At 41.6% G+C, this 11,924-nt stretch carries 11 protein-coding genes; 8 read left to right on the top strand and 3 right to left on the bottom strand.

What is annotated here, in order from left to right; genetic code table 11:
- Nucleotides 1-50: 50 nt before the first annotated feature.
- The gene (locus tag IAE45_RS14340; RefSeq protein WP_200126709.1) at nucleotides 51-1,472 is read right to left on the bottom strand and encodes a cryptochrome/photolyase family protein; all 1,422 of its coding nucleotides are present in this window, start codon (nucleotides 1,470-1,472) and stop codon (nucleotides 51-53) included.
- Between the two features lie 349 nt (nucleotides 1,473-1,821).
- Here IAE45_RS14340 and cls point away from each other — a divergent pair, with 349 nt between their 5' ends.
- Nucleotides 1,822-3,351, top strand: a complete 1,530-nt coding sequence (gene cls, locus IAE45_RS14345; protein ID WP_200126707.1) for a cardiolipin synthase — start codon at nucleotides 1,822-1,824, stop codon at nucleotides 3,349-3,351.
- A 60-nt stretch (nucleotides 3,352-3,411) separates the two neighbouring features.
- Here the strand turns inward: cls and IAE45_RS14350 are convergent, their stop codons facing one another.
- On the bottom strand, nucleotides 3,412-3,885 hold the full coding sequence (locus tag IAE45_RS14350) for a DUF3955 domain-containing protein (protein WP_052533231.1): 474 nt from the start codon (nucleotides 3,883-3,885) through the stop codon (nucleotides 3,412-3,414).
- A gap of 424 nt (nucleotides 3,886-4,309) precedes the next feature.
- On the opposite strand from IAE45_RS14350, the gene IAE45_RS14355 reads away from it, so the two are divergent.
- From IAE45_RS14355 to IAE45_RS14385, 7 genes are all read left to right on the top strand, one after another.
- Nucleotides 4,310-4,624: a rhodanese-like domain-containing protein gene (locus IAE45_RS14355; RefSeq protein ID WP_200126705.1), complete on the top strand. Its 315-nt coding sequence runs from the start codon at nucleotides 4,310-4,312 to the stop codon at nucleotides 4,622-4,624.
- A gap of 2 nt (nucleotides 4,625-4,626) precedes the next feature.
- A complete protein-coding gene (locus IAE45_RS14360) occupies nucleotides 4,627-6,285 on the top strand; it encodes an FAD-dependent oxidoreductase (RefSeq protein ID WP_200126703.1) in 1,659 nt (552 codons plus the stop codon).
- Nucleotides 6,278-6,577 carry a rhodanese-like domain-containing protein gene (locus tag IAE45_RS14365; protein ID WP_200126701.1) on the top strand — a complete coding sequence of 100 codons (300 nt, stop codon included), beginning with the start codon at nucleotides 6,278-6,280 and terminating at the stop codon, nucleotides 6,575-6,577. Before IAE45_RS14360 ends, IAE45_RS14365 begins: the two co-directional genes overlap by 8 nt.
- Nucleotides 6,574-6,834, top strand: coding sequence for a metal-sensitive transcriptional regulator (locus IAE45_RS14370; protein WP_005230585.1), 261 nt, complete (start codon nucleotides 6,574-6,576; stop codon nucleotides 6,832-6,834). Before IAE45_RS14365 ends, IAE45_RS14370 begins: the two co-directional genes overlap by 4 nt.
- A 305-nt stretch (nucleotides 6,835-7,139) precedes the next feature.
- Nucleotides 7,140-7,982, top strand: a complete 843-nt coding sequence (locus IAE45_RS14375; RefSeq protein WP_200126699.1) for a PRD domain-containing protein — start codon at nucleotides 7,140-7,142, stop codon at nucleotides 7,980-7,982.
- Nucleotides 7,983-7,987: 5 nt separating this feature from the next.
- Nucleotides 7,988-9,856, top strand: coding sequence for a beta-glucoside-specific PTS transporter subunit IIABC (locus IAE45_RS14380; RefSeq protein WP_077454104.1), 1,869 nt, complete (start codon nucleotides 7,988-7,990; stop codon nucleotides 9,854-9,856).
- An 18-nt stretch (nucleotides 9,857-9,874) separates the two neighbouring features.
- A complete protein-coding gene (locus IAE45_RS14385; RefSeq protein ID WP_077454105.1) occupies nucleotides 9,875-11,341 on the top strand; it encodes a glycoside hydrolase family 1 protein in 1,467 nt (488 codons plus the stop codon).
- Nucleotides 11,342-11,427: 86 nt separating this feature from the next.
- On the opposite strand, the gene IAE45_RS14390 is transcribed toward IAE45_RS14385, so the two are convergent.
- A complete protein-coding gene (locus IAE45_RS14390; protein ID WP_008380254.1) occupies nucleotides 11,428-11,634 on the bottom strand; it encodes a hypothetical protein in 207 nt (68 codons plus the stop codon).
- Nucleotides 11,635-11,924: the final 290 nt, after the last annotated feature.

Below are 11,924 nucleotides of genomic sequence, written 5' to 3' on the forward strand. Positions count from 1 at the left end.
TGCTGGTTTTTTTCTACCGATAATGTTTGAAAGCAGGCCATGACAGCTGCTCACGGCTCGATTTTACTATACAAATCGAGGGCTCTTTTCCTGGCTTCGTTATGGTCGACTATAGGCAACGGATAGTCGGTGCCTAAAACTACCTTTAGGTCGGCTTGTTCTTCGTCAGTCATCAGGTAAGGTTCGTGGATGAATTTTAGCGGCAACTGGGCGAGTTCGGGAACAAATTGTTTGATAAACGTCCCCTCTTTGTCGAATTTTTTCCCCTGAGTGATGGGGTTGAAAATTCGAAAGTAAGGAACGGCATCGGTGCCGGTCGAAGCTGCCCATTGCCAGCCGCCGATATTGCTGGCAGCGTCGTAGTCGATCAATTGTCGAGCAAAATAGGCTTCTCCTTGCCGCCAATCGATCAGTAGATCTTTGGTTAGAAAGGAAGCGACGATCATCCGTAGACGGTTATGCATCCAACCGGTTTGATTCAGCTGCCGCATCGCGGCATCAATGATCGGATAGCCGGTTTGCCCTGCTTGCCATTTGTTAAACGCCTCTTCATCCTTTTGCCAATCCATGTTTCGATATTTCTCAATGAGTTCATAGTTTTTTTGCTCCGGATGAGTGAAGTAGATCATATGATAAAAATCTCGCCAAGCCAGTTCTTTTAAAAAGGTCGCTTTGCCAGTGCTGGGTGGCATTCCTTGGCAAGCGGCCCAAACCTTCCGAATAGAGAGTTGTCCAAAAGACAAGAAAGGGGATAGGCGGCTGGTTCCTTTGATCGAAGGGAGATCACGGTCTTTTTCATAGGCGGCCAAACGCTTTTGCACAAAGGCCTGCAATTGTTTATGCGCATAGTCTTCCCCAACGATCGTTGAAAAATCGGTCTTTCTATTTTTTAGCAGCTCAGCAAGCAACGCTGTCCCTGCTTTAAAGTGACGGGCATCATTAAAATGAGCGGCTTTTTCAAAATCAAGGGCCTGCTTTTGATAGACCGGTTTGGGCAGCTGGATCCATTTCTTATAATAGGGCGTAAATTTTTTGTAGTATGTCCCATCCTCTTTGGTGACTTCCGTTGGTTGGTGTAGATGATGTTCTTCAAAGGAATGGACAGTGACGCCTTTTTTCTCGACCAATTCTTTTATGTAGAGGTCGCGTTTACGACCATATCCACGGTTATCAAAGTTGAAGTAAAGCTGGCTCCATTCTGGATAGTGAGCGAACAACTGATCAAAGGCTTCTGTCAAAGTCCCCGTTAAGAGGTGGATCGTCAGATTTTGCTTTTTGGCAGCCTCGATAAAGTGAGCAACTGCGCTAAAAAAGTAATCATGGCTTGGTGCATCGGGGAGAAACTGCTTTTCATTGAGATGAAACATACACAACAATTGGTCGTTTGCTTGAAGAGACAAAAGCGCCTCAGTAAGTGCCGTGTTGTCCTCTAAGCGCAGATCCTTTCTAAACCACATCACATGAATTGCCATACAAACCTCCTTGATAGTATAACCGTGCAAAAACGATCGGATTTCGTTTATAGTAATGGAAAGATGGGATTTATTCAAATTTGGCGATTGCGCAAAGAAAACTGCTGTTGCAACAAGTCGAGGGACTTACAGGGTTTTCTTTAGTTTGCGCGCCGATTTGAATAGGCGCTTGTCATTTACTGTATCGTTTCTGCAAATCGTCTCTTCTTAATAAATAATAGGTAAAAAATGAGTAGTTGGGGATGAAATGAGTTACATTTGCGTAACGAGAACGTATATAATCATATTATATAGTGAGGCTTTTTGCTTTAGCATTTATTAATAAGCGCATATTTGGATGGAGTGAAGGATGATCAAAAACAAATTACAGCAATATAAAATTTTAACGATTTTACTGATACTTGTGACGGTTGGATTAATTCTCTTTTTAAATCAAATGATTTATGCTTGGCAGGCCATTGAAATTTTGGCGATTCTTCTTTGTGGCTACTTAGTGGTTTTTGATCAAAGGGATGGAACTTCGAAGATTGCTTGGATCTTAGCTTTATTGTTTTTACCGATTGTAGGAGTCATGTTGTATTATTTAATTGGCCGCGAACCTCGATTAAGGAAATTGCCCAAACAGCAGATACAAAATGAACGGGAAGTGCAGCGAACGGTTTCGGCTATTCTGCAAGAACATTCAGAGATCATTCATGAGAAACATGATCTCTCCAATGAGATTTTTCATCTTTCGGGCAAGTATCCCACAACTAATAATCATCTGACCCTATTAAACGAAGGCACTGAGGCGTTCGCTTCTTTGTTAGAAGATATCAAAAAAGCCAAGCATCATGTGCATGTGTTTTTTTATATCGTTAAAGGGGATGAAACAGGGGAGGAGCTGACAAATGTTTTGGTCGAAAAGGCCAAACAAGGGGTGGAAGTTCGGTTTATGTATGATAGCGTGGGGTCGATCGCCTTTCCTAATCAATTGTTATTAATGATGCGAAAGAATGGGGTAGAGGTACGCACGTATGATTTGTTGAACTCGCCTTGGCTAAGTAATAAAGCGAACTGGCGCAATCACCGTAAAATGGTCGTTATTGATGGGGAGATTGCACATACAGGAGGCATGAATATTGGAAATGAATATAGTGGGCGAGGCAGTAAGTTTTCTTATTGGCGAGACACAAACATCCGGATAGAAGGACCTGCTGTTCTAGAAGTTCAAGAGTGCTTTATTTATGATTGGCTCTTTCTTGATGAGACGGAAGAAACGGTCACTCATTTTTTGACACAGACAGCTACGTATTTTCCGTTGAAGACCGACGTTCAAAGCGGTTCGGAAATCGTTCAGGTAATCTACGGCGGACCCTATGATAGCGAGCGAATCATTAAGGATTCCTTTAATGATCTCATTGGAAAGGCAACGGATTCGATTAAGATCGCCATGCCTTACTTTATTCCTGATGAAGAAAGTTTAGGTGCGCTTAGAAGAGCAGCACGGTGCGGGATCAACGTGCAATTGACCGTGCCGGGAAAAGGGGATCGAGGAATTTCTTTTCATGGCACGAATTCGTTTATTGATGACTTATTATCTGCCGACGTCGAAGTCTACACCTATGATGAGACTGCTTTTATTCACTGTAAATATATGATCGTCGATGAGTTTGCTGCAACGATCGGGTCAACAAATTTTGATATTCGTAGTTTTTACCTTAACCATGAGTTATCGATGTTCATCTATGGTCCGTCTAAAATAATCACAGAGTTAAATCAGCAATTTATGGAAGACTTAGCTCATGCAAAATTAGTAGAAAAAGAAAAATGGCAAGCCAGAAGCCTTTTGACGAAAACAAAAGAAAAAATCAGTGGCTTGTTTGTTCCGATTCTTTGAAGGAAGATAGTGAACAAAAGAAAAAACTCGATTCCATCAATTGGAATCGAGTTTTTTGCGTTATTTTCTTCTAGCAGCTCGAAAATAATTGATCCCGGTTCCTGCAAATACTACGAAACTAGCCAATAGGAACAAAAATCCTACGGGGATTAGATAGAAATTTTCATGTAAAATGCCGGATTGATCGATGTATTCCACGGAGCTTGCTTTGATGAAGAAGCAGGCAAAGCCGAATAGTAGTAAAAATGTTCCGATCAAGGTCGTGATCAAATTGAGTTTGGCGCGTCGAGTCTCGCTGCCGTCTTTGATTAGTTTTTCAGTGATCTTGTTCACTTGAGTTCCTCCTAAAATCAATTCATCAAGCGAGAGTTGAAAAATCGTGGCGATGGCAATCAACATTTCTAAATCTGGTAGATTGCGATTGTTTTCCCAGTTCGAAACGGCTTGTCTTGTCACGTGTAGTTGAGTGGCAAATTGTTCTTGGGTCAAGTTATTTCTTGTGCGTACTTCTTTGATTTTTTCGCCAAATTCCATCTTTTTTTCCTTTCGCTGATGTGACTTAAGCATAGTCGAAACCCACGCTGATTCCAAGAAAGCAGGGCTTGCTTCTTGATAAATCAAGGGAAAGTGGTGCTTGCGTCGTTTTTTATCTGCTGTTTTTTTGAGAGGAGCATCGTTTTTATTCTGAGGTCGTGAAAAACGTCTTTGACGAAGTGACCTTGTAGTGTGTTATTTTTTACTGCATATCTTTTTGTTTATTATAGCACTGAGGCTGAGGGGAAGGAAATATGTGGCTTTTTTTCCTCTTGCTTGATTGGTACATGTCCGACACATGACAGTTTATCGAATGGGGACCAACGCAACAGCAAGTTTCTTTTCTTAAAGTAATTCACTTAGTTGACAAATAGGGAAACATCTTGTTTAATATACCCCAATGGGTATACGAAAGGAGCAAGAAATGTTTTCACTATTTAAGCGCATACCAAGTATGTCAACAGCTGATTTACAAAAAGAAGGAGCCAAAGAATGGACGGTTCTGGATGTACGCACGCCGGCGGAGTACCGCAGCGGACACATTGCCTACGCCAAAAATGTACCGTTAAATAAGATTGCTGGATTTACTAAAAAAGGTGACAAGAAACTGGCAGTCATTTGCCAATCAGGGATTCGAAGCAAACAAGCAGCCAAAATCCTAAATAAAAAGGGTTTTGATGTGGTCAATGTTCGCGGTGGCATGAATCAATGGCGGGGAACAACCAAAGGAGGAAAGTAACGATGGAAAAAATAGTTATTGTCGGTGGGGTAGCAGGGGGAATGTCGGCAGCCACGCGCTTACGTCGACTTAAAGAAGCAGCGGAGATCATTGTTTTTGAAAAAGGTCCTTTTGTCTCTTTTGCGAATTGTGGGCTGCCGTATGCTATTTCTGGTGAGATCAAAGAGCGAGACGCCTTATTGGTCCAAACACCTGAAGCATTAAAAAAACGGTTCAACTTAGATGTGCGACCTTTTCATGAGGTACTGGCGATCGAGCCAGAGGAGAAAACGGTGACGGTCAAACATGGCGAACAGGTCTTCACGGAATCTTATGATGCGTTGATTTTATCACCGGGGGCAAAACCGCTAGTACCGGCGATCAAAGGGCTAGAAGAAGCAACCAATGCCTTTTCTTTGCGCAATGTTCCTGACTTAGACCAAATCATGGCGCATCTTGAAGACAAAAAGCCTCAAAAAGCGACGATCATTGGCGCTGGGTTTATTGGGTTAGAAGTCGCTGAAAATTTACATAAAAAAGGCCTCGAAGTTACGATCGTAGAAAAAGCACCCCACGTATTGCCACCTTTGGACGAAGAAATGGCTGCGTATATCAAAAATGAATTGATCAAGCAAGGAGTCAAAGTTTTGACCTCGCAGTCAGCGACCGCTTTTGAAAAAGCAGGGCAAGAAATCGTTCTGGAGGATGGCACGGTCCTAGCTTCAGACGTCACGATTCTTTCGGTAGGTATCCAACCAGAAACGAATTTGGCGAAACGTGCTGGTATTGAATTGGGACACCGGGGGGGTATCCTGGTAGATGAGCAATACCAAACCAGCAAGAAAGACATTTACGCGGTGGGAGATGCCATCGTTGTGAAACAACAAATCACTAACGAAGACACGCTGATCTCCTTGGCGTCACCAGCCAATCGCCAAGGTCGGCAAGTTGCGGATGTATTGGGAGGACTGACTCGCAAAAACAAAGGCAGTATTGGGACGGCGATCGTGCGCGTATTCGATCTTGCCGCAGCGTCTACTGGGTTGAGTGAGCGCAGCGCCAAACTGGCGGGGCTAAATCCCCAGGTGGTTCATCTTTCAGGCAAAGACCATGCTGGGTATTATCCTGATGCGACGGATATTTATTTGAAATTGATTTTTGATGCTGATACTGGAAAAATCTACGGTGCGCAAGGCATCGGTGCCAAAGGGGTCGATAAACGGATCGATATTTTAGCAACAGCGATCAAAGGCGGCTTAACGATCTTTGACTTGCCTGAACTGGAATTTACCTATGCACCGCCTTTTGGCTCAGCCAAAGATCCAGTGAATATGATTGGCTATGCAGCGATCAATCTGGCGGAAGGAATCAGTGCGAATATCCAATGGCACGAATTGACGGAGGCCTTAGAAAACGGTAAGCAGTTGTTGGATGTTCGTTCAGAAATGGAATTAGCCAATAATGGACGTTTTCAACAAGCGCTCCACATTCCGTTAGATGAATTGAGGGATCGGTTGTCTGAATTGGATCCAAGCGTTTCGTATGTCGTTACGTGTCATAGCGGATTGAGAAGCTACATTGCCGAACGCATCTTAAAACAAGCGGGCATCAATTGTCAAAACCTCGATGGTGCCTTTTCGTTGTATAATACTATTAAGCCGGAGATGATTATTCATGATTAAAGCCATATCTATGGAGGAATTTACCCAAAAAGAAAAACGTGAACCACTTGAGATCCTTGATGTTAGAGAAGTTGATGAGTTTGCACAAGGATACATCAAAACAGCACAAAACCTACCGTTGAGCGAGCTTACGGAACAAATCAGCAACTTAGAGAAGGATAAAAATTACTATGTCATCTGTCATTCAGGGGCTCGTTCGCAAATGGCGTCTGAGTTTTTGAGCCAGCAAGGGTTTCAAGTGACCAATGTCCTCGGCGGCATGTCAGCATGGAGAGGAGAAATCAAACGATGACCGCATGCAACAAAGATATTTTGAATCGGTTAAAACGAACCGAAGGCCAGTTGCGGGGGATTCAAAAAATGATCGAAGACGAGAAAGAATGCGTCGATGTCATCACGCAATTGTCCGCCGTCAGTTCCAGTGTTAACCGTATTATGGGGATCATTGTCGCTGAAAATTTGAAAAATTGTTTGGAAAATCCAGACAGCGACACGGAAACCCAAAAGCAGAAAATCGATCAAGCCGTTCAGCTGATCGTGAAGAAGTAGCGGGATTTTTGACAGTGTTACGATTTAATTTCGTTTGAAAGAGTCTGCTTGTCATCTAGATGTAAGATTCGAAGCTGACCGCAAAAGAAGGGAAATACCTATTTTGCGGTTTTTTGTACATAAAAAATGATTGCGTTTTCTTTTTTTGGATGCTATGATTAATTTAAGAAATAAATAGTGATTTTTTTTATGTGTATGTGACTGTACGGCAGGCAAGGCATAATAAAATCAATTTTGCGAAGGTTCGCAGATTTGATTTTATTATGCCTTTTTTTACGCTCAGAAAGGAGGAAGGGGAAGAATACATGTATTTGATTAAGAAAGTTTTGAATGTAAACGTTATTATTGTTGAAAAAGACAACAAAGATGTTATTGCTTTTGGCAAAGGTATCGGTTATCAGCAAAAGAAAGGTCAATTGATTTCGGAAGAGAAAATCTCTAAATTCTATCTTCCGATTGAAGATAATCGAATGGAGTCCTTGATCACGTTTATGAACAATGTACCTGTAAAGTATATCGAGCTAGCATATGAAGTCATCCAAGAAGCGGAGAAATATCTAAACACGGAATTATCTGCTAATACACTCTTTTCACTGACCGATCATATTTATTTTACTGTCGAGAGGATCAGAGACAATGTCATTATGACTTCTTCAATGTATTGGGAGTTCAAACGATTTTATCCTGAAGAATTTCAGGCTGCTCAAAAAGGTGTTGCCATTATTGAAAAAGCACTTGGTGTTTCTTTGAATGAACAAGAAGCAGCGAACATTACTTTCCATATCATTAACGGAAATAGTCGCTCAGCAATTCATGCCAATGCTATCCAAATCACAAAAATCGTGACAAATATTTTAAAGTCTGTACAAATGTTGGTGAAGAAAAAATTGGATAGCCACAGTCTGCACTATGAGCGTCTGGTTACACATGCCAAATTTTTTGCAGAACGCTATTTAACGAACACGATGTTAAACAATGATGCAGTTTTAATAAAGACAGTCTCTACGCTGTATCAAGAACCGATGGCCTATAGTCAGCGAATAAAACGGACTTTAGAAGAAATCTATGAGAAACCAATCACTGAAGAAGAAATTGCATATTTAGCTATTCATATTAATAGACTATTACTATCACAAAATGAGGAGTGAACCAAATGATTGATAAAAAGAAAGAATCAGTAGACAAAATCATTCAATCGATCGGTGGAGAGAAAAATATTAACGCGGTCTATCATTGTGCAACTCGCCTTCGCTTCCAGTTAAAAGATACCACGCAATTCAATCAAGCACAGGCGAAGGAAATTCCAGGAGTACTAGGGACCAAATTGACTGGAGATGAAGTACAATTTGTGATTGGCGGAGAAGTAGGAAATTACTATTCGACTGTAATCAATCAGTATAAAATCACGGAAAAAAACAGTGATGAAGCTGTAGATACACCTAAAAACGGACTTGTGAAACGAATCGTCGAAAATATTGTTGGTGTAATGGCGCCAATCATTACAGCATTGATCGGATTTGGTTTAATTCGGGCGGTTTTAGCTCTACTGGTCCTTTTGGGATTGAGTAGAGAAAGTTTAAATTATCAAATCATCAATATGATTGGAGACGCCGCCTTTTACTTTTTACCTTTTTTAATTGCGGCTAGTGCGGCACGGCAATTTAAAACCAATCTTTATTTAGCATTGGGGATCACAGGCGTCTTATTACATCCAACATTTCAGAGTCTGGTTGCCTCGGATGTTTCTATGCAGCTGTTTGGGCTTCCGATACGTGAAGCCGCTTATTCAGGAACGGTTATCCCAATCATCTTGATCGTCTGGGTTATGAGTTATGTTGATCGTTTATCTGAAAAGATCATTCCAAGTGTTTTAAAAACCATGTTGAAGCCGCTTTTTATCGTGATCATCATGGCTCCGCTCGCATTGATGATCTTAGGACCCATCGGCGCGATTTTTGGAGATGGATTGTTCTTTGTTGTGGATTATCTGCGAGTGACTGTTCCATGGCTCGTGCCGACACTGATGGGCATCTTCACGCCTTTATTAGTAATGGTTGGTATGCACACGGCTTTGACTCCGATTGCGCAAGTCTCCTTTTCAACCGTAGGCTTTGAAATCGTCCAAGGACCAGGTATGTTAGCAAGCAACATTTCGCAAGCGGGTGCCGCCTTTGGGGTATTTGTTAAAACCAAAGATAAACAGATGAAACAAATTGCTTTTTCTAGCGGCATCACGGCGCTGTCTGGTATCACGGAACCTGCGCTGTACGGGGTTAACTTGAAACTGAAAAAACCACTGATTTATGTGATGATCTCAGGTGGAATTGCTGGTTTTTATGCGGGTATCAGCGGACTAGTCCGCTATTCATTCGGATCGCCAGGGCTTTTGACCTTGCCGGTATTTTTCGGAGAGGATGCCTCTAATATTGTAAAAGCAGCCATAACATTGGCGTTAGCTTTTTCGATATCATTTGTTTTGACAGTCATTTTTGGTTTTGAAGAGAGTATTGAAGAAGATATGAAAGCGTTGGAGAAGCCTTCACCGATTGCTTCAGAAAAACGAACAGCGGCTGAAGAAGCATTGATTCAAGGCTTCGTCCGTGGCAGCATTTTGCCGCTGAGTGAAGTAGCTGACGAGGTTTTTGCCACCGAACAAATGGGACCAGGGCTGGCGATCGATCCTGTGTCAGGAGAATTCCATTCACCGATTGAAGGCACGATAACAACTGTCTTTCCAACAAAACATGCCATCGGGTTGCGACATGATAATGGATTAGAAATGTTACTGCATATTGGATTAGATACAGTGAAACTGGATGGAGAGGGATTTGAACTTTTTATTGAGGAAGGTCAGCGAGTAAAGGCGGGTGATTTGCTAGCCCGTGTTGATATTGATTTTATCAAGTCTAAAGGCTACGATCCAACTTCTGTTTTGATTTTTATGAACAATCAGAATGAACCGGTATTTTTTGAGCACGATGAATTGATTGATTACTCGAATAAATTAGTAACAATTATTTAGAAGAAAGAAGGGGAAAAAATGAAAGCAAAATTTCCAGATGGATTTTATTGGGGTGGGGCGACAGCTGCCAATCAATTAGAAGGAGCGTATCAAGCGGACGGCAAAGGAATGTCAATCAGTGATCTGCTTCTGGGAGGCGATGTGAACACGCCTCGGCGAATCACCACAGAAATTGAAGAAGGTGCTTTTTATCCAAGTCATGAGGCGATTGATCATTTTCATCGATACAAAGAGGATATTGCTTTATTTGCAGAAATGGGATTTAAGCTGTATCGCTTTTCTATCGCATGGACTCGTATTTTTCCGACCGGTTTAGAGAAAGTACCAAATGAAGAAGGGTTAAAGTTTTACGATGGTCTTATCGCAGAACTAAAGAAGTACGAGATAGAACCGATGGTCTCATTGTCTCATTATGAATCACCGATAGAAATGACAAAGCAGTTTAATGGCTGGGAAAGCAGAGAAATGATTGAAGCATATGAAAGATTCGCCAAGACGGTCATTGATCGCTATCAAGATGATGTGAGATATTGGCTGACGTTCAATGAAATCAATATTTTATCCAGAGATGTAGGGGTGGGTACGTATTTAGGAGGAGGAATGTATCCAAAGGATATTGATGATTTTTTGAATACTAAAAATATCGATAACAGCCAGCAGCGGTTTCAGGCGCTCCACCACCAATTCGTTGCAAGTGCCCGAGTGATCAAGTACGCAAAAAGTCTACACAAAAATTTGCAAATGGGCTGTATGATTGCCTATCGAATGATTTATCCGTTGTCTTCTCATCCAGAGGATATTCGTTTCGCACAAGAGATGACTAATATCAGTAATTTTTACTGTGGTGATGTTCAAGTGAAAGGTCGCTATCCATATTTTGCTAAAAAGTTTTGGCAAGATAGAGGGATCGATCTTACTATCGAAGCAGGAGATTTAGAAGTACTGAAAGAGGGCACTGTTGATTTCTATACGTTTTCTTACTACCAATCTTCTACTGTGACTAAAGTAAATGATCAAGCCGAAAAGCAAACGGGGAATTTTTTCAATGGGGTTAAAAATCCGCATCTTACAGCGAGTGAATGGGGCTGGGAAATCGATCCATTAGGATTGCGCATCGCGTTAAATCAAATTTATGAACGCTATGAAATTCCCTTGATGGTGGTCGAAAATGGGTTAGGTGCAATAGATACCCTCATTGAAAAAAATGGTGAATATACAGTCGAGGATGATTATCGTATCGACTATTTACGAAGCCATATTAAGGCAATGGCTGATGCTATTGCTGATGGCGTCGATCTTATCGGATATACTTCTTGGGGGCCCATCGACCTTGTTTCAGCAGGAACTGGACAAATGGCAAAACGCTACGGGTTTATTTATGTAGACAAGCATGACGATGGTACTGGCTCGTTGGCTCGCTATAAGAAAAAGTCCTTTTATTGGTACAAAAAAGTGATTCAATCAAATGGTGAAGGAATTAATTAGAAAATCGCAAGCTCAAGTTATTATAGAAAAAAGCGAAGGTGCTGCTGAGCCTTCGCTTTTTCGTTGCCTACAATTGGACAGGTGGATTAGTTGTGGCTGACTTCTTCGTAAAAGATAGCATTGCGTTCTGCAATTAGTTGGGTTTCCCTTCGCTCTAATTCAAGAAAGGTTTCGTCTGCCAGCAATTCGGCAGCGGAGTAGCCGGCAGCCAAGAAATTTTCGGCATAGGTCAATTTCTGATTCGTGATGTTTCTTCGTTGCTCGGCAATGACGAGCAGCTGTTTCACATTCATACACTCACTCCATTCTTATATAAAAAGCAAGTACTAAAAGAGGACAGCTAATAATACTTGCAAGTCAACGGTGAAGGCGGGATATCAATCATGCTCGGCTATTCATAAAAAGAGAAAAACGGCAGGTTCGTTTCTGATTGGTCGTTTTATACGGAAGCTTTATACTAAGTATAAAAAAATTTCCCCCGTAGTAACAGAACCTAGTCGTTTACATAAAGCAACCATTGGTTTACATTACTCGGACAAGTGGGTGTCACAAGAAAACCAAGCAATTTTTTCTAGGGAAACGG

Source organism: Enterococcus sp. S53, from assembly GCF_016516865.1.
GTDB lineage: Bacteria > Bacillota > Bacilli > Lactobacillales > Enterococcaceae > Enterococcus_D > Enterococcus_D innesii.

Bases quoted from the DNA above. Each gene is read 5' to 3' on its own strand.
- IAE45_RS14390 (WP_008380254.1), bottom strand. From the start codon at position 11,634: ATGAATGTGAAACAGCTGCTCGTCATTGCCGAGCAACGAAGAAACATC.
- IAE45_RS14375 (WP_200126699.1), top strand. From the start codon at position 7,140: ATGTATTTGATTAAGAAAGTTTTGAATGTAAACGTTATTATTGTTGAA.
- cls (WP_200126707.1), top strand. From the start codon at position 1,822: ATGATCAAAAACAAATTACAGCAATATAAAATTTTAACGATTTTACTG.
- IAE45_RS14370 (WP_005230585.1), top strand. From the start codon at position 6,574: ATGACCGCATGCAACAAAGATATTTTGAATCGGTTAAAACGAACCGAA.
- IAE45_RS14355 (WP_200126705.1), top strand. From the start codon at position 4,310: ATGTTTTCACTATTTAAGCGCATACCAAGTATGTCAACAGCTGATTTA.
- IAE45_RS14365 (WP_200126701.1), top strand. From the start codon at position 6,278: ATGATTAAAGCCATATCTATGGAGGAATTTACCCAAAAAGAAAAACGT.
- IAE45_RS14350 (WP_052533231.1), bottom strand. From the start codon at position 3,885: ATGGAATTTGGCGAAAAAATCAAAGAAGTACGCACAAGAAATAACTTG.
- IAE45_RS14380 (WP_077454104.1), top strand. From the start codon at position 7,988: ATGATTGATAAAAAGAAAGAATCAGTAGACAAAATCATTCAATCGATC.
- IAE45_RS14385 (WP_077454105.1), top strand. From the start codon at position 9,875: ATGAAAGCAAAATTTCCAGATGGATTTTATTGGGGTGGGGCGACAGCT.
- IAE45_RS14360 (WP_200126703.1), top strand. From the start codon at position 4,627: ATGGAAAAAATAGTTATTGTCGGTGGGGTAGCAGGGGGAATGTCGGCA.
- IAE45_RS14340 (WP_200126709.1), bottom strand. From the start codon at position 1,472: ATGGCAATTCATGTGATGTGGTTTAGAAAGGATCTGCGCTTAGAGGAC.